Below are 17,208 nucleotides of genomic sequence, written 5' to 3'. Positions count from 1 at the left end.
GATTTATTTAGACAGCATACCTGATGATGTCTTTTACTTGTCCATACCTGTGCCGCAGGTATGCCGTTATTGCTCTTTGGTGTAGAATCTGAACGGGGAAACTTGCTCATCTGCACCCATTTAAAAGGAAACGCTATGACTACATTAAGCAAACGCCTTTGTCTGACAGCCCTGCTGGCGCTGTCATCGTTCGCCTTTGCCGCCTCTGCGTCAGCGGAAACCAGCAAGCTCGTTATCGAGTCTGGTGACAGCGCGCAGAGCCGTCAGAACGCCGCGATGGACAAAGAACAATGGAATGACACCCGCAGCCTTCGCCAGAAGGTCAACAAACGTGCTGAGAAAGAGTGGGACAAAGAAGATGTCGCTTTTGACGCACGCGATAAGTGTCAGCAAAGTGCGAACGTCAATGCCTACTGGGAGCCTAACACCCTGCGCTGCCTGGATCGTCGCACTGGTCGTACGGTAGCCCCATAATGTCGGCTCCCTGCGACGTGAAACTCCGTCCGCTGGAGCGTGAAGACCTGCGCTTCGTCCACCAGCTCGACAATAACGCCAGCGTGATGCGTTACTGGTTCGAAGAGCCTTACGAGGCCTTTGTCGAACTGTCGGATCTTTACGACAAGCACATTCACGATCAGAGCGAACGTCGTTTTGTGGTGGAGTGTGAAGGCGAAAAAGCCGGGCTGGTGGAGCTGGTTGAAATCAACCACGTTCACCGCCGGGCGGAGTTTCAGATCATCATTTCGCCCGAGCATCAGGGGAAAGGTCTCGCCTCACGGGCGGCAAAGCTGGCGATGGATTACGGATTCAACGTCCTGAACCTCTACAAGCTTTATCTGATTGTGGATAAGGAGAACGAAAAAGCGATCCATATCTACCGCAAGCTGGGCTTTATGGTGGAAGGCGAGCTGATTCACGAGTTCTTTATCAACGGTGAGTACCGCAACACCATTCGCATGTGCATTTTCCAGCATCAGCATCTGGCCGGTCACAAGCCGTCAGGCGCCAGCCTGCTGAAACCAACCGCGCAGTAACCTGCGCGGTTTCATTCTCAGTAATATTCAATTGTGTTTTTGATGGTGTACTTGCGCTCAACGGCAGGTTTGACGCTATCGTCCGTGATCGTCAGATCGCAGCTTACGGGGTTATTGTGGCGATCATAGTCACAGCTCTGCTTCACATTGCCCAGCGGCTTGTCATTCAACATGCTCACTGCCGAGTAATCCATTCTTTTGCGGACATCCTTAGACGGCGTCGACTGGACCGATAAATGCTGATCCCCGGAGACCGTGGATTTGCCCAGCGGATAGCCATCCGCATCATAGCGGTACTTCACTTCCATCTCTTTACCGTGCGCCGCCACCACAAAACCGTTGTCGTCGGTATCCCACGTCACCCCGGCTGACGGCAGTTCGGCCAGCTGGCATTTCCCCTGCAGCTTCACTTTTCGCTGCTGGGTTTCAGCATCGATGTAGTAATTGGCATCCAGCACCAGCGCAACGCCGGTATTCGCTTCCAGGTCGTGCAGTTCCAGGGTATCGAAACACCCTTCCGTCGACACGGTGCCGGTGACCCGTTTGGACACTTCGCCCTTCTCGTTGAATAGCGTCTGGGTAAAATCTTTGACCGGGCCGCGCAGAGGATCAAAATCAAATTCGTTCGAGAAACTCGCCATCTCAGGTGTAAACGACAGCGGCGCGGAGTTGTTGTCACATCCTACGAGGCCAATGCCGATTGTCATCAACATCATTACTGCAGTTTTCTTCACGTTTAATACCCTTTCTGGGAAATAATGACGAATTCGCTTCGCCGAAATTTTAGTTATTTCTTAATAAGTTAAGGCAATTCTGTATCGCGTGTAAAGTTTCGTTGAAAACATTGCCCACATTAACTTTATCCTCTTATTTTATAGGGATTCAATCAGTTGCATGCAACGTGAAGGAGACACGCCATGCCCGCATCCTATCCCGTCAATTTTGAAACGGGTGATATTGTTTTTACCTGTATCGGCACATCGTTATTCCGGGAAATTTCCAGCGCATCGCGGTGCTGGAGCAATCACGTGGGGATCATCATTGGTCACAACGGGCAGGATTACATCGTGGCGGAAAGCCGGGTCCCTTTGTCCTGCACCACGACACTCAACCGGTTTATCGATCGATCCGTTGATCGACGCTATAGCGTATGCCGGCTTCGTGGCAATCTCTCCGACGATCAGAAATCGGCGATTGTCGAACAAGTTCCCTCCCGGCTGGGAAAATGGTACCACACGGGTTTTAACTACAACTCATCACGGCAGTTTTGTTCGAAATTTGTCTTCGATATCTACCAGCAGGCGCTGTCCGTTTCCGTAGGAAAAGTTGAGACCTTTGAAAACTTGCTCAATAACAACCCGGACGCACCGCTTAAATTCTGGCGATTCTGGTTCTTTGGCGCCATACCGTGGCAGCGAGAAACGGTAACGCCAGCCAGCTTATGGCATAATCCGGGCCTGTACTCCGTTTTCCATAGTCACGCCGAGAATGGCGACATCAGGACAGAAAGCGCGGATGTTCAGCCTTTGCAACAGTGTAACGCAGATGCTTAGGATTTTTCATAAAGTTTCGCTTAAATACAGTTGGTTAGATTAACTCTGCTAAAATAACAATCACACTGAGCGATAAGGAGATACCCATGAAAATCATTACCGGGATTACAGCACTACTTCTGGTTAGCTTCGCGCCTGCCGCCCTGGCTGCCCCAGACTCCTGCGAACGCGTGAAAAGCGACATTCAGCAGAAAATTATCAACAACGGCGTGCCTGAATCAGGTTTTACGCTAAGCATTGTGCCGAACGACCAGGCCGACCAGCCAGGTACGCAGGTGGTGGGTCACTGCGCCAACGACACCTTTAAAATTTTGTACACCCGTTCAGGCAACGGGGCCGCTGAGGCTCAGTAATTTGCCCTCAATCTCCTTTGATTTGATAAGGATTAATATTTAGTAACCCCAAATAAGTAACACTCACCCCACCATTAGCCCGGTTGTAATTACGGGAAAAATAATACGCAATGATAATGATGGGGTGAGCCATGTCCGATGTTGAACACCACGGCGGGATTAGCCGTCGAACACTCGTTAAATCCACTGCGATAGGTTCTCTGGCGCTTGCCGCCAGCGGCATCTCGTTGCCTTTTGGACTGAAAAGCGCCGCCGCTGCGGTACAAAACGCAATCAATCCGGCAGAAGATAAAGTGGTCTGGGGCGCATGCTCGGTCAACTGTGGCAGCCGCTGCGCGCTGCGCCTGCATGTTCGCGATGATGAGGTCTATTGGGTCGAAACGGATAATACCGGTGACGATATCTATGGCAATCATCAGGTTCGCGCCTGCCTGCGCGGTCGCTCTATTCGCCGTCGTATTAACCATCCTGACCGTCTGAACTACCCCATGAAACGCGTGGGCAAACGCGGTGAGGGCAAGTTCGAGCGCATCTCGTGGGACGAAGCGCTGAACACGATCGCTGCCAGCCTGAAAGAGGTAGTCGCCAAATACGGCAACGAAGCGGTCTACATTAACTACTCTTCTGGCATTGTCGGCGGCAACATCACCCGCTCCTCCCCTTACGCTTCGCTGGTGGCGCGCCTGATGAACTGTTATGGCGGTTTCCTGAGCCACTATGGCACCTACAGCACGGCGCAAATCGCCTGTGCGATGCCGTACACCTACGGCAGCAATGACGGCAACAGCACTTCAGATATCGAAAACACCAAACTGGTGGTGATGTTCGGCAATAACCCGGCGGAAACCCGCATGAGCGGCGGCGGGATCACGTATTATCTGGAGCAGGCTCGCGAGCGCTCCAACGCGCGCATGATCGTTATCGACCCGCGCTATACCGATACGGCAGCCGGACGCGAAGACGAGTGGATCCCGATCCGTCCAGGCACCGACGCCGCCCTGGTTGCGGGTATTGCGTGGGTATTGATCGACGAAAACCTGGTCGACCAGCCGTTCCTGGATAAATACTGCGTCGGCTACGACGAAAAAACGCTGCCGGAAGGCGCTCCCGCTAACGCGCACTACAAAGCGTATATTCTCGGCCAGGGCGACGATCGCACCGCGAAAACGCCGGAGTGGGCCTCGCGCATCACCGGCATTCCAGCGGATCGCATCATTAAGCTTGCCCGCGAGATCGGCTCCGCGAAACCGGCCTATATCTGTCAGGGCTGGGGACCACAGCGTCAGGCGAACGGTGAACTGACGTCCCGCGCCATCGCGATGTTGCCAATCCTCACGGGCAACGTGGGGATCAACGGCGGCAACAGCGGCGCGCGCGAATCGACGTACACCATCACCATTGAACGTATGCCGCTGCCGGAAAACCCGGTTAAAACGCAAATTTCCTGCTTCAGCTGGACGGATACCATCGCCCGCGGACCGGAAATGACCGCCCTGCGCGACGGCGTGCGCGGCAAAGAGAAGCTGGACGTGCCGATTAAGTTCATCTGGAACTACGCGGGCAATACCATCATTAACCAGCACTCCGATATCAATAAAACGCACGATATCCTGCAGGACGAGAGCAAGTGCGAAATGATTGTCGTCATCGACAACTTCATGACCTCGTCAGCGAAGTACGCCGATATCGTATTGCCGGACCTGATGACCGTCGAGCAGGAAGACATCATTCCTAACGATTATGCGGGCAATATGGGCTATCTGATTTTCCTCCAGCCCGTGACCGCGCCGAAGTTCGAGCGCAGGCCTATCTACTGGATTATGAGCGAAGTGGCGAAACGCCTCGGGCCGGATATCCACCAGAAATTCACCGAAGGCCGCACGCAGGAGCAGTGGCTGCAGTATCTGTATGCCAAAATGCTCGAGAAAGACCCCAAACTGCCGTCCTATGACGAGCTGAAAAAAATGGGTATTTATAAGCGCAAAGATCCGAACGGACACTTTGTGGCTTATAAAAAATTCCGCGAGGATCCGGAAGCCAATCCGCTGAAAACGCCATCCGGCAAAATAGAAATATACTCCAGCAAGCTGGCGGATATTGCGGCCACCTGGGAGCTGGAAAAAGATGAAACCATCAGCCCTCTTCCCGTCTACGCCTCGACCTTTGACGGCTGGGATGCTCCGGAGCGCGCGCAGTTCCCGCTGCAGCTGTTCGGTTTCCACTTCAAAGCCCGCACCCACTCCAGCTACGGTAACGTCGACGTGTTGAAAGCCGCCTGTAGGCAAGAGGTCTGGCTTAATCCTGTCGATGCCGAAAAACGCAGCATCAAGAACGGCGATAGGGTGCGCGTCTTTAACGACCGCGGTGAGGTGCGAATTGAAGCGAAAGTGACGCCACGCATCATGCCAGGCGTAAGCGCCATGGGCCAGGGAGCGTGGCACGACGCCAATATGAACGGCGATCGCATCGATCATGGCTCATGCATTAACACCCTGACCACACATCGCCCGTCACCGCTGGCAAAAGGCAACCCTCAGCACACCAATCTGGTGCAGATCGAGAAGGTCTAGCGGGTGAAATGCGCGACCGTGGTTTATTCTATGGTCTGTAAAACGGGTTAACACAGTCGCGCGGGATAACGCCGCGCGAGCAAGGAAGGTTTAATGAAAGACGTCTCACACCGTGACTCGTTCGCGTTCAGCGCCCGCGTACTGGGCGCGCTGTTTTATTTTGCACCCGATAGCGAGCAGACTGCGCCGCTGGTGCAGGCCCTTACGGCTGGCGAATGGATTGAGGACTGGCCCCTGCCTCGGGAAAGCCTGTTGCCTGTCGCTAAAACGTTTGCCGAGCCCGCCGATGAACCGCTGACGGACGCGTGGCAACGGCTGTTTATTGGCCCCTATGCCCTGCCCGCTCCGCCGTGGGGCTCCGTCTGGCTGGACCGCGAATCCGTCTTGTTTGGTGACTCGACACTCGCGCTGCGCCAGTGGATGCGCGAAAACGGCATCGCTTTTGAGATGCAGCAGAACGAACCGGAAGATCATTTCGGTACGCTGCTGCTGCTGGCGGCGTGGCTGGCCGAGAATGGCCGCGAGGCGGAGTGCGATCGGCTTCTGGCATGGCACCTGCTGCCGTGGAGCACCCGCTTCCTCTCGGTATTTGTCGATAACGCCGGGCATCCGTTCTATACCGCGCTGGGCAAGCTCGCGCAGCTGACGCTCGCGGACTGGCGATCCGCGCTGCTTGTTCCGGTTGCGGAAAAGACGCTGTACCGCTGAGTGCTGAGGCTTGCTTGTGGTTGGGGGGCAAGCCTGCAAAGCACATATCGACAGACGATCAGAAACTGTACGTCACCTTCAGCCCCCCCGTTGGCGACGTTTTACGTTGTACAATCGGGCTGTCGGCCGCATCCCCCGTCAGCTGCGTAACGCCTGCGGAGGTAAGGACGCTCCAGCGTGAGGTGAGCCTGTAGGTCCAGTCAAGGTTCATCGAATAAGCATAAATTCCGGCACCGGCGTCATGTCGCGCAAAACCCGATGCAGCCGACTGGGCGGCATTGACCCCATAGTATGTTTGCATGTACTTGCCGGAGCCCCAGCTGCCGGTCAACGCCAGCGTCACTTCGTTTGTCGATGACGTATAGAGCGGGCTGCTAACACCGAAATGCACCGCTTCACCGTTGTCCCTCTCTGAAACCGGGATCTCAGCCTGCAGCTGCAGATTGAGCCAGTCGGTCACCTTATACCCCAGCCCCGGCACCACAATAGCGGAGCCTTTGATGTCGCCCATTCCCCGCAGGTAGTCGCTGCCGGAGCTGATCGAATCGCTGCTCACGTCTTTATCTTTACGGCCCGTTCGGTAGCTCACTGCGGCGTTGTAATCCAGGTTGCCAATGTTGTTTCCGTAACCGATACCCCGCGTGGTGCTGATAAAGAAACCATTTGCCATGGAATAATCCACTACCTGAGCTGCTGATACACGGCTTTTATCCGAACCCGAGTAGCGTGGCGCGACGTCCACGCCTCCCCCCAGGGTTAACACGTTGCCCTGCTTCTGCTCTGCCGCCAGTACCGGGGTGGCCAGTAGCGCCAGAATAACGCCCGGCACGATATTTTTCAGGTTGCGGCCCGGGAATAAACAGGGGAACGTATGACGCAGTTCGATGTTTCTCATTGAAGAAGTCCTTTGGATTCAAATGATTGCAATGCAAGCGGTTTACACGCCAGAGCACTCATTCTGAATACTCACCCTGAGGTTCTCATGAGCCGAAAATGAAGAAACGCTGAAGGACGTGCGGGCGCTGTCAACCGGGCAGATTTCCTGATACCGTTTTTTTCTTAAGTTGTTCTTCATTCACGGTTGATACAGTTACCAGTGTGAAAATTTTACTGATCGAAGACGACCTGGATCTCGGCAATGGCGTACGTATCGCCCTGGCAGATCAAGGATTTGATGTCATATGGGTTCGCCGTAAAGAGGATGCGCTGCATCAGCTTGACGTCTGCGTACCGGAACTTATTTTGCTCGACCTGGGGCTGCCCGACGGCGACGGCATGAGCCTGATGACGCGCTTGCGCCAGCAGCTTAAGGGGATCCCGGTCATCATCCTGACGGCGCGAGGCACGCTGCAGGATCGCCTGTGCGGGCTGGATGCGGGCGCAGACGATTATCTCGTCAAACCTGTTGTCCTTGCTGAACTGCTGGCGAGAGTGAGAGCCCTGGCGCGACGCAGCTACGGTTTTGAAAATGAGGCGATAGAAATCCGGGGGTTGTCCCTCCACTCGCCGACGCGGCGCGTGACGGTGAGCGCGCGTCACGTTGAACTGACGGCAAGCGAATACGCGCTGCTTGAAACATTAATGCTGCGCGCTGACCGCGTGATTACGCGACGGTTCCTGGAAGAGAGGATATTTGGCGCGAAGGAAAATCTCAGCAATGCGCTCGATGTGCATATGGGGAATTTGCGGCGAAAAATTGGTGACGGCTATGTACGAACGGTGCGGGGCGTCGGGTATGTCATTGATACCGTCGCTATCCAGAAGGTGACAGATTAATGCGAAATTTCTGGCGCCAACTGAGGCGGCCAACGCTGGTACGGCGAATTATCATCGCCCAGATGCTGCTGCTTACCCTGCTGTGGTGTCTTTTTTTAACCTTTATTCTATTGGAAGACCTGCGTAGCCCTCCGATACTCACGGGCAGTAAGACCTACGAAACCATTTTTACTCTGGTTGATCTCAGTGACGAGCGTCCGCAGGATCGTAATGATGTCCTGGAAGCGTTCAGCAAAGCGTTGCGGGAAGGCTATGGCGGCGGTGAAGATCCGGAGCTGTCTATTAACCTGATCGTTCGCAAAAACAACGAGGTTATTTTCTCATCTGAGGGTGCACCTACGGGGGTAAAAAACACCAGACTGGGCGAAATGCAGCGCGTTCAGAGTGAAGGTCACGCCTGGACGAGCCGAACGCTTAAATCCCCCCACTCCGACGTGGAGGTTACCCTTTTCACCCCTGCCGGAAGCTGGAACTTCTTTATCTACCTGAACTCGCGGGGCTACTACATTATGCCGCTGCTGGTGTGCATTCCTTTTCTTCTGTTTCCCGCGTGGCTGTCAATCCGCATTGCTATGCGCCCCTGGAGCAAGGTGGTTAATGAAATTTCATTACGTTCTCCTGACGATCTCTCCCCTTTAAAGGCGGTTCCTGGGCATAAGGAACTCCGCCTGATGGTGGACGCGATTAATGATTTTCTTGCCAGAGTGCGTGAAAGCGCTGAACGGGAGCGGGTTTTCATTGCTGACGCGGCGCACGAGTTGCGTACACCGCTGGCGGCGATGCGAATCAACGTGGAGGCGTTACAGTCCTGGGTGAGCAGCGAAAGCCAGCGGCAGCTGCTTGCAGGGATTGTACGCAGCAACAGCCGGGCGGCCCGTCTCGTCAACCAGCTATTGCTGATGATGCACAGCGAAGCGCGCATTGACACGGATATGCAGCCCGTGCCGCTAACCACACTTATACAAGAGCGGATGGCTGCGCTGGAGCCGCTAGCGTCCGGGCGCAGGATTGAACTGGAATTCTTCTCTGAGGATGAAGTCTGGATCGCAGGCGTCAGGGAGCGCCTGATGTCGCTGATAGATAATCTGATTGAAAATGCCGTGAAGTACAGTCCTGAAGGCGGGCGGATTCAGGTTGATGTACGTTCATCAGATAAAGTAGCGCAACTTCGCGTCTCCGATGCGGGGCCAGGTATTCCGGTTGAACTACGAGAGCGCGTATTCGACCGATTTTTCCGCGACCCTAATCAGATGCAAAGCGGAAGCGGACTGGGGCTTGCCATCGTTAAAGCGGTGGCGCAGCAACATAACAGCAGCGTAAACCTGAGTACCTCAGCGGAAGGTGGCCTCCTGGTGACGGTTGACTTCCCGGACCGCACGTTTAGCTAAACAGGAACAGGGTGTTCGATCGCAAATGCCGCAGATTGCTTCAAAAAAATTCCCGTATTTGTTATATTGTTGTTTATTGCTTATTCACCTCTGCGGTGCCAAAAAGAACAAGATTCACCGCAACCCAGGAAAGAGAAATGTTAGATTACCGCTTCCCGACAGCTTTGCAGATGGTTCTCAGCGTAGCGATGGCGGAGCAACTAGGTGAACGTTCGACGAGTGCGATTCTGGCTTACGGCCTGGAAGCCAACCCGAGCTTCATCCGCAAATTGATGGTTCCTCTCACGCGTGACGGCATTATCGTCTCGACGCTTGGCCGTAACGGCTCCATCCATCTTGGTCGCCCGGCGGAAGCGATCACGCTGCGCGACATCTACCTTTCGGTCATCGAAGATAAAAAACTGTGGGCGTCGCGCCCTGACGTACCGGCCCGCTGCGTGGTCAGCGCTAACGCCTGCTGGTACTTCAAGTCTATCTCCGAAGAAGCCGAAGAGGCTTCGTTAGCGGTATTAGCTCGCCACACCGTGGCAAGCGCGCTGGAAGAACTGAAAAAGGCCGATACCAGCGGGTGCGATCCGGTACCTGAACTTATCGCCAAATATAAAGAAGCCCTTTAACTTTTCTTGAGTGCAAAAAAAAACCGCTTTCACTTTGAAGGCGGTTTTTTGTTATCTGCAACGTTCTACGCGGGAAGAACCTCTCTTTCCACCTTGCCGCGCGTCACGAATTTACGCAGCGTGACGTAGAAGACCGGCGTCAGGAACAGACCAAACAGCGTCACGCCCAGCATCCCGGAGAAGACCGTGATCCCGGTGACGCCGCGCACTTCTGCCCCCGCCCCGTGACCAAGGATCAGCGGAATGGTCCCGGCAATAAAGGCGATGGAGGTCATCACAATCGGACGGAGACGCAGGCGGCACGCTTCCAGCGCGGCTTCGATAATGCCTTTGCCCTGAATTTCCAGCTCGCGGGCAAACTCCACGATAAGAATCGCGTTTTTACAGGCCAGCCCCATCAGTACCACCAGCCCCACCTGCACGAAGACGTTGTTATCGCCCCCGGTCAGCCAGACGCCAAACAGCGCGGAGAGCATAGTCATCGGAACGATGAGGATCACCGCCAGCGGCAGCGTCCAGCTTTCATACAGCGCCGCCAGCACCAGGAACGCCAGCAGTACCGCGACCGGGAAGACGATCAGCGCCGTGTTGCCCTGCGTCGCCTGCTGGAAGCTCAGATCCGTCCATTCAATGTTCATCCCATTCGGCAGGATCTGCTTCGACATTCCTTCCAGCTGCGTCATCGCCTGTGTGGACGAGAGCACGCGCGGGTCGGCATCGCCAATCAAATCCGCCGCCGGGTAACCATTGTAGCGAATCACCGGGTCCGGCCCGTAGGTGGTGCTGATATTCACCATACTGCCGATCGGCACCATTTCGCCCTGGTTATTGCGGGTGCGTAGATTCGCGATGTCCTCCACGCTGTCGCGGAACTGCCCGTCGGCCTGCGCCATCACACGCCAGGTGCGCCCGAACTGGTTGAAGTCATTCACGTATGACGAGCCCAGATAGGTTTGCAGCGTCCCGAAGAGATCGGTCAGCGACACGCCCTGCGCTTTCGCCTTATCGCGGTCAACCTGCACGTCCAGCTGCGGAACGTTAGCCTGATAGGTTGAGATCGGGAAGTGCATTCCCGGCGTCTGCATAATCGCACCGGACATGCTGTTCACCGCGTTCTGTAGCGCGCCATAGCCCAGACCACCACGGTCCTGGATGTACAGCGAGTAGCCTGACCCCTGACCCAGCCCCAGAATCGGCGGCGGCAGAATGGAGAAGCCAAAGCCCTGCTGGATTTGCGCGATTTTCGCGTTGATCTCCGCATTTATTTCCGCCGCAGTATGTTTACGCTGGTCGAACGGCTTCAGGCCGAAGAACACCGTCCCGGTATTCGGCGTATTGGTGAACTGCAGCGCGTTCAGCCCAGGAAACGCGACCGCATAGTCCACGCCTTCGGTGTTCATCCCGATCTCGCTCATTTTGCGGATCACCGCATCGGTGCGCGCCAGAGACGAGCCTTCCGGCATCTTCACGCCGCCAATCAGATACAGCTTATCCTGGGTCGGAATAAACCCGCCGGGTACCGCTTTAAACATCACCCCTGCGGCACAGAGCAGCAGCAGATAAACGACAAACACCGCCCCGCGTCGGCCGAGGGTTTTGCCCACCAGCCCCTGATACCCCTCTGAACTGCGGTGGAAAAAGCGGTTAAACGGGCGGAAAATCCAGCCAAACAGACGATCGATTAGCCGGGTCGGGAAATCTTTCGGCGCGCCGTGCGGTTTTAACAGCAGTGCCGCCAGTGCCGGGGAGAGCGTCAGCGAGTTAATGGCGGATATGACCGTGGAAATCGCGATCGTCACCGCAAACTGCTTGTAGAACTGCCCGGTAACGCCGGAGAGGAACGCCATCGGCACAAACACTGCGCACAGCACCAGCGCAATCGCGATAATCGGCCCGGACACTTCCCGCATCGCCTGATGCGCCGCCGCAAGCGGCGCCAGCCCCTCTTCGATATTTCGTTCGACGTTTTCCACCACCACGATGGCGTCGTCCACCACGATACCGATGGCCAGCACCAGCCCGAACAAGCTCAGCGTATTCAGCGAGAAGCCCAGCAGGTAGAGAATGCTGAAGGTACCCACCACCGACACCGGCACCGCGATCAGCGGAATGATCGACGCGCGCCAGGTTTGCAGGAACAGGATCACCACCAGCACGACCAGCACCACCGCTTCCAGCAGCGTTTGCACCACCGCACGGATCGAGTCACGCACGAAAACCGTCGGATCGTAAGGTGCCGCCCACTTCATATCTTCCGGGAAACGCGTGGAGAGCTCGTCCATTTTGGCGCGTACCGCATTAGACAAATCAATGGCGTTCGCCCCCGGCGACTGGAAGATACCAATCCCGACCGCGTCTTTATTGTTCAGCTGGGAACGCAGCGCATAGCTGCCGGACCCCATTTCGATACGCGCCACGTCGCGCAGGCGTACGACCGTACCGTCCTGCGTCGTTTTCAGCACAATATTGCCGAACTCTTCTTCGGTATGCAGACGCCCCTGGGCGTTAATGGAGATCAGGAAATCGCTCTCTTTCGGCAGCGGCTCCGCGCCAAGCTGCCCGGCGGACACCTGCACGTTTTGTTCCTGCATCGCGGTGACCACGTCCGACGCGGTCAGCCCGCGCGCCGCCACCTTGTTTGGATCCAGCCAGACGCGCATCGCGTATTCACCCGAGCCGAAAATCTGGATCTGGCCGACGCCGGGCAGGCGTGCCAGTTCGTCCTTCACCTTCAGCGTGGCGTAGTTGCGCATATACAGGGAGTCGTATTTACCGTTGGGCGAAAACAGATGCACAACCAAAGTCAGCGTCGGGGACTGTTTCTGGGTAGTGATGCCCAAACGTCGCACGTCTTCCGGCAGACGCGCCTCGGCCTGCGCGACGCGGTTTTGCACCTGCACCTGCGCCTGATCCGGATCGGTACCCGGACGGAAGGTGACGGTGGTCACCAGCACGCCGTCGGAGCCCGCGACGGATTTCATGTACATCATATTCTCAACGCCGTTGATCGCCTCTTCCAGCGGCGTCGCCACGGTCTCGGCAATTACTTTCGGGTTAGCGCCCGGGTACTCCGCGCGCACCTGCACGCTTGGCGGCACGACGTCAGGATATTCGCTCACCGGCAGCAGCGGGATGGCGATTAACCCTGTGATAAAAATCAGAATCGACAGGACGGCAGCAAAGATCGGCCTGTCGATGAAAAAACGGGAAAAGTCCATGGGTTGGATTCTCAGGTCAAGGGATCAGTTGAGGGCGCTGGCGGCGGTCATGGCAACGGTTTTGGCGTTAACCGGCATACCCGGCATAAACACTTTTTGTAAACCGTCGATGATGACTTTATCGCCTGGCTTCAGCCCCTGCTGCACGATGCGTAAACCATTGGCCAGGCGACCGGGCGTGATGTCGCGGCGCTGCGCTTTCCCCTCTTTATCCACGATATAAACGTATTTACGATCCTGATCGGTCAGCACCGCCTTGTCGTCGATCAGCGTGGCTTTGAATTCCGCGCTGCCCGGCAGGCGTACGCGGGCAAACAGTCCCGGCGTGAACTGACGCTGTGAGTTATCCAGCAGCGCGCGCATGCGGATAGTCCCGGTACTCGGCGTGAGCTGGTTATCCAGGAAATCCACTTTACCCTGATGGGGATAACCCTCTTCGCCCGTCAGGCCAATCTCAACCGGCAGCGCCGTGTGATTGCTGGACGCCCCCTGCCCGCTGCGGGCCAGGTTTTGATAGTGAAGGTAAGTTGACTCGTCCACGTCAAAGTAGACGTACACCGTCTTCTGCGAGACCAGCGTGGTGAGGACGCTGGCAGTGTCGCCCGCGGTGACCAGGTTCCCGCTGGTGATCAGCGCCCGGCTGGCGCGGCCGTCGATAGGCGCGGTCACTTTGGTGAAGTCCAGGTTGAGCTGAGCGGCATCAACCGCCGCCTGCGCGGCGCGAATGTCGGCCTGCGCCTGAACGGCAGCCGAGCGACGCTGCTCCCACTCTTCCCGTGAGACCAGATGGGTATTAATCAGCTTATCGGTACGGTTAGCCTCACTTTGCGCCAGACTCGCCTGCGTTTTGGCTCTTGCCAGGTTCGCCTGCGCCTGTTCCAGCGCTGCGCGATAGGTTCGGTCATCTATCGTGAACAGCACCTCGCCCTTTTTCACTTCCTGGCCGTCGGTGTAATTCACTTTATCGATGTAGCCGGAGACGCGCGGGCGCAGCTGAACGCTTTCTACCGCTTCAATCCGACCGTTAAAACTATCCCACTGGCTAATGGATTTTACCACTACGTCAGCGGCACTGACGGCAGGCGCAGGCGGCGCGGCATTTTGCGCGACGCTGTCGTCACACCCGGCGAGCACCAGGGCGAGTAACACCGCCCCCAGCGCGCTCAGATGATAGTTACCCCAGGTTTTTTGCAGGCTCATTATTTTTATTCCGGTATTGGTAGCCGCCGGGCAAGACGCTGCGGGAGACGCCGCGCCACTTCCTTTGTCCGGTAGCTGGCTTAAGGCCATTTGTGTCGTTCATCGCCACAAAACTGTAACAGTTGCGAATACACTATCGCGGCGATTGTAGGAAGGCGCTTAACTAAGTGCAAGAATAATTGTTGCACTTTATGTGCTATTTGAGTCGATGTTAAAAGACCCGTTTCAGGCAGGGATTTAAATGCAACAATAAAACTTGCAATTAATACAAAAACGCGCCACCTTTTAATGTAACAGACAAAGATACTTTTACTATGCTGCGTGGGAGTAATCAGATGAACACTGGCGCATTTATGCATGATTTACTCGACTGGATCGACAACAACCTGGATAGCCGTCTGGACATTGAGTCCGTCGCCAGGCGCTCCGGCTATTCAAAATGGCACCTCCAGCGTCTGTTCAAGGAACATACGGGTTATCCTCTCGCCGGGTATATTCGGGCACAGAAGCTGCAAAAATCGATGGAGCGCTTAACCCACAGTGACGAACCGATTCTGAACGTGGCGATCGCGCTGGGCTTTGACTCTCAGCAGTCCTTCAACCGCAGCTTTAAGCGTCAGTATGGTCAGGCACCAGGCGCCTGGCGGCGAAGTATGGGTGGCGCAGATACGCAGCCGTTGCGGCAATAATGCACATTTTGCTGCAACATCCATTCAGAGATGATATACTGTATATAAATACAGTGCCGGAGACTCATAATGGCTGTTGAAACAAAATTTGTTGTCGTAAGAAAAGGTGTAGAGAAAATGACTTTTGCCAGCAAGAAAGAGGCCGACGCTCACGACAAACTGCTCGATATGGCGGATGCGTTCACCGACTGGCTGCTGCAAAGCGGAATGCAGATGGATGAAACGCAGGCTGAAAATCTTGGCATGTATCTCGCCGAGCAGAAAGAGACCGTGCAGCATATTCTGCGTACCAGCAAGCTTCCCGATCTCACTACCCCAGCTGCAGCGGATAAAACAGAATCCGATGCGGCTGACACGAAAAAAATCAGGGCTGTGAAAGCGGCCTGATTGTCAGAAAACGTTATCTACAATCCTGTAGCCGTAAGCAGACATCTGCTTGCGGCTTTTTTAGCCCGAACATAAAAGAGTAAAGGAGATAACGTGCGGCAAGGAATGAAGGAAAAGATCATCAGGATCTGTGATTCAAAAATGGTCTCTAAGGGAAGCGATGTTGGGCTTTCGTTTTATGCTTTTTTGCTAATAAAAATGACGATCCTGAACTGCTTATGAAGGTGGCGCACTGGTGGATTATGGAAATGAAACAGGGTAATTTTTGTTACTGGTGCGATCCGCTTTGTGCCATAAGCGGACGTTAGACATAAGTAGTCCCCCTTTTTATAAGTGCATTATTTTTAATCAAATGAAAGCAATTCCCTTAAGTCACCTGACCATAATACCAGCGTTCTCCCGTAAACCACTCATCACGGTCCTCACTTCCATAATATTCGAGAGTGATACCGATTTCCTGTATGTTAGCGGGAAGAACGAGTCCCCACTCAGCAGCAAGGCTACGATCTTTGATCAAATCCGAAGCTCCATTTTCAGAACGACCTTCAGTTATAAACCCTTGAAAGTATTCTTCGGATCGATAAAGACAGACCTCACTTGTAAACATATCAGGAAGACATACGACAGCGGTAATTCGAGGACTGTAATTCATACCAGCAGTAGCCGTTATGAGGTTTGAACATGCATTAATTAAAGCTTGCGCACAAGCCGCTTTGGTTTTAAGCGTGCTGCATTTCCCCTCAACAATATTAATGTCTACTGGAATTTTGAAATTCCAGTAATGCTCATCTTCTGAGAAAATGCTACGTTCAGGGTTGTGAAAAGTACTAGCCCAACGGTTAAGAGCTTTTAGGCGTCGGGGAATATTTCTGATTTTGGTTCGATAGTCTCTATTAAGTCGTCTACTCATGAATAGTTTACTTTTTAGCTCGTCAAACAGTTCGAGTTGTGTCCCTACACAAAGCATTCTATCCTAATTTGTTTAGTTTATCGTTATGCATGTAATTTAACGTACCGCAATCGGTATGCGAGAAATTATGTCCGCTTGTCGCTCTTAGCAGACCTAACATTACCTCCCACACCTCTTCCCCCTCAACGCCACCAGCCATAAAAACTGGTAGCTATACAAACGCGCCAGGCTGTTACGTTAATACCTGTTTACCCCTTAACGAGGAATCGTGCATGACCCCACATCCGCTACACTAGATCATCAAATTCTGCGATCGCGCCATCACCACCAAAAACTATGACGCCCTGATGGAGTACTACGCCGACGACGCGGCTCTGGTGGTCAAGCCCGGTATGACGGTTAAAGGCAAAGAAAACATCCGCAGCGCGTTTAGTGCCATCTCGGACTATTTTCAGGGCCAGCTGATCGTCGAACAAGGGCAGATGCAGGTGATCGAAGGTGGCGGCAATGCCCTCGTTATCATGGAAACCGTTCTGCGTTTTCCTGATGGTCAGGGTGGGATAACTGTAATGTCGCGCCGCGCGACCTATGTTTTTCAGCAGGAAAGCGACGGTCGCTGGCTTTGTACCATCGACAACTCTTACGGTACGTCGCTTCTGGATACCGGGAACTGATCGCGCTAACCACAGCTTCAACGGAGCGCTGCCGCTTGATAAGCCCGACGTGCCGGCAATTGAGGCCTGGTTTGAACGTCTTACCAGCGCCCGGCGTTTTTGCGTCACGGCAATAACGGCATGATGTAAAG

Annotated in this window: 17 protein-coding genes and 1 pseudogene; 13 read left to right on the top strand and 5 right to left on the bottom strand. The window is 54.7% G+C overall.

Features of this window, described 5'->3' with window-relative positions:
- The first annotated feature begins 135 nt into the window (after positions 1 to 135).
- The gene (locus ACWKXT_RS03185; RefSeq protein WP_061098343.1) at positions 136 to 474 is read left to right on the top strand and encodes a DUF1283 family protein; all 339 of its coding nucleotides are present in this window, start codon (positions 136 to 138) and stop codon (positions 472 to 474) included.
- Entirely contained in the window at positions 474 to 1,034 is a 561-nt protein-coding gene (gene speG, locus ACWKXT_RS03180) for a spermidine N1-acetyltransferase (protein ID WP_023311549.1), read from the top strand. The genes ACWKXT_RS03185 and speG overlap by 1 nt, the downstream gene beginning before the upstream one ends.
- A 17-nt stretch (positions 1,035 to 1,051) precedes the next feature.
- Here speG and ACWKXT_RS03175 read toward each other — a convergent pair whose 3' ends face one another.
- The gene (locus tag ACWKXT_RS03175; protein WP_454526946.1) at positions 1,052 to 1,750 is read right to left on the bottom strand and encodes a YnfC family lipoprotein; all 699 of its coding nucleotides are present in this window, start codon (positions 1,748 to 1,750) and stop codon (positions 1,052 to 1,054) included.
- A gap of 201 nt (positions 1,751 to 1,951) precedes the next feature.
- Here ACWKXT_RS03175 and ACWKXT_RS03170 point away from each other — a divergent pair, with 201 nt between their 5' ends.
- The 4 genes from ACWKXT_RS03170 to dmsD all read left to right on the top strand — a co-directional run bounded on the left by ACWKXT_RS03170 (position 1,952) and on the right by dmsD (position 6,218).
- Positions 1,952 to 2,587: a YebB family permuted papain-like enzyme gene (locus tag ACWKXT_RS03170; RefSeq protein ID WP_454531625.1), complete on the top strand. Its 636-nt coding sequence runs from the start codon at positions 1,952 to 1,954 to the stop codon at positions 2,585 to 2,587.
- Positions 2,588 to 2,673: 86 nt separating this feature from the next.
- Entirely contained in the window at positions 2,674 to 2,940 is a 267-nt protein-coding gene (locus ACWKXT_RS03165; RefSeq protein ID WP_454526948.1) for a DUF1161 domain-containing protein, read from the top strand.
- 131 nt (positions 2,941 to 3,071) lie between these two features.
- Entirely contained in the window at positions 3,072 to 5,510 is a 2,439-nt protein-coding gene (gene ynfE, locus ACWKXT_RS03160) for a selenate/tellurate reductase subunit YnfE (RefSeq protein WP_454531624.1), read from the top strand.
- 93 nt (positions 5,511 to 5,603) lie between these two features.
- On the top strand, positions 5,604 to 6,218 hold the full coding sequence (gene dmsD / locus ACWKXT_RS03155; protein ID WP_454526950.1) for a Tat proofreading chaperone DmsD: 615 nt from the start codon (positions 5,604 to 5,606) through the stop codon (positions 6,216 to 6,218).
- Between the two features lie 58 nt (positions 6,219 to 6,276).
- On the opposite strand, the gene ACWKXT_RS03150 is transcribed toward dmsD, so the two are convergent.
- Positions 6,277 to 7,113 (bottom strand): MipA/OmpV family protein, encoded by an 837-nt coding sequence (locus tag ACWKXT_RS03150; protein ID WP_454531623.1) that lies wholly within the window; start codon positions 7,111 to 7,113, stop codon positions 6,277 to 6,279.
- Between the two features lie 203 nt (positions 7,114 to 7,316).
- Here ACWKXT_RS03150 and ACWKXT_RS03145 point away from each other — a divergent pair, with 203 nt between their 5' ends.
- The 3 genes from ACWKXT_RS03145 to ACWKXT_RS03135 all read left to right on the top strand — a co-directional run bounded on the left by ACWKXT_RS03145 (position 7,317) and on the right by ACWKXT_RS03135 (position 9,999).
- Complete coding sequence (locus tag ACWKXT_RS03145; RefSeq protein WP_454531622.1) at positions 7,317 to 7,994, top strand: response regulator; 678 nt, start codon at positions 7,317 to 7,319, stop codon at positions 7,992 to 7,994.
- The gene (locus ACWKXT_RS03140) at positions 7,994 to 9,382 is read left to right on the top strand and encodes a sensor histidine kinase (protein ID WP_454531621.1); all 1,389 of its coding nucleotides are present in this window, start codon (positions 7,994 to 7,996) and stop codon (positions 9,380 to 9,382) included. Before ACWKXT_RS03145 ends, ACWKXT_RS03140 begins: the two co-directional genes overlap by 1 nt.
- Positions 9,383 to 9,519: 137 nt before the next feature.
- Positions 9,520 to 9,999 (top strand): RrF2 family transcriptional regulator, encoded by a 480-nt coding sequence (locus ACWKXT_RS03135; RefSeq protein ID WP_454526954.1) that lies wholly within the window; start codon positions 9,520 to 9,522, stop codon positions 9,997 to 9,999.
- A 65-nt stretch (positions 10,000 to 10,064) separates the two neighbouring features.
- Here ACWKXT_RS03135 and oqxB read toward each other — a convergent pair whose 3' ends face one another.
- Entirely contained in the window at positions 10,065 to 13,217 is a 3,153-nt protein-coding gene (gene oqxB, locus ACWKXT_RS03130) for a multidrug efflux RND transporter permease subunit OqxB (RefSeq protein WP_454526955.1), read from the bottom strand.
- Positions 13,218 to 13,241: 24 nt separating this feature from the next.
- Positions 13,242 to 14,417: an efflux RND transporter periplasmic adaptor subunit gene (locus ACWKXT_RS03125; protein ID WP_454531620.1), complete on the bottom strand. Its 1,176-nt coding sequence runs from the start codon at positions 14,415 to 14,417 to the stop codon at positions 13,242 to 13,244.
- Positions 14,418 to 14,752: 335 nt separating this feature from the next.
- Here ACWKXT_RS03125 and ACWKXT_RS03120 point away from each other — a divergent pair, with 335 nt between their 5' ends.
- From ACWKXT_RS03120 to ACWKXT_RS03110, 3 genes and pseudogenes are all read left to right on the top strand, one after another.
- Positions 14,753 to 15,106 (top strand): helix-turn-helix domain-containing protein, encoded by a 354-nt coding sequence (locus ACWKXT_RS03120; protein WP_454526957.1) that lies wholly within the window; start codon positions 14,753 to 14,755, stop codon positions 15,104 to 15,106.
- A 69-nt stretch (positions 15,107 to 15,175) separates the two neighbouring features.
- Positions 15,176 to 15,493, top strand: coding sequence for a YebG family protein (locus ACWKXT_RS03115; RefSeq protein WP_454531619.1), 318 nt, complete (start codon positions 15,176 to 15,178; stop codon positions 15,491 to 15,493).
- 93 nt (positions 15,494 to 15,586) lie between these two features.
- Positions 15,587 to 15,801: pseudogene (locus tag ACWKXT_RS03110) on the top strand (DUF6500 family protein).
- Between the two features lie 59 nt (positions 15,802 to 15,860).
- Here the strand turns inward: ACWKXT_RS03110 and ACWKXT_RS03105 are convergent.
- On the bottom strand, positions 15,861 to 16,403 hold the full coding sequence (locus ACWKXT_RS03105) for a DUF3916 domain-containing protein (RefSeq protein WP_454531618.1): 543 nt from the start codon (positions 16,401 to 16,403) through the stop codon (positions 15,861 to 15,863).
- 296 nt (positions 16,404 to 16,699) lie between these two features.
- Between ACWKXT_RS03105 and ACWKXT_RS03100 the strand changes: the two genes are divergently transcribed.
- Positions 16,700 to 17,077, top strand: coding sequence for a YybH family protein (locus ACWKXT_RS03100; protein ID WP_454531900.1), 378 nt, complete (start codon positions 16,700 to 16,702; stop codon positions 17,075 to 17,077).
- Positions 17,078 to 17,208 lie beyond the last annotated feature (131 nt).

This window comes from Enterobacter sp. UPMP701, assembly GCF_053709515.1.
The sequence above is the reverse complement of the archived record's forward strand: the minus strand, read 5'-3'. Positions and strand labels throughout refer to the sequence as shown.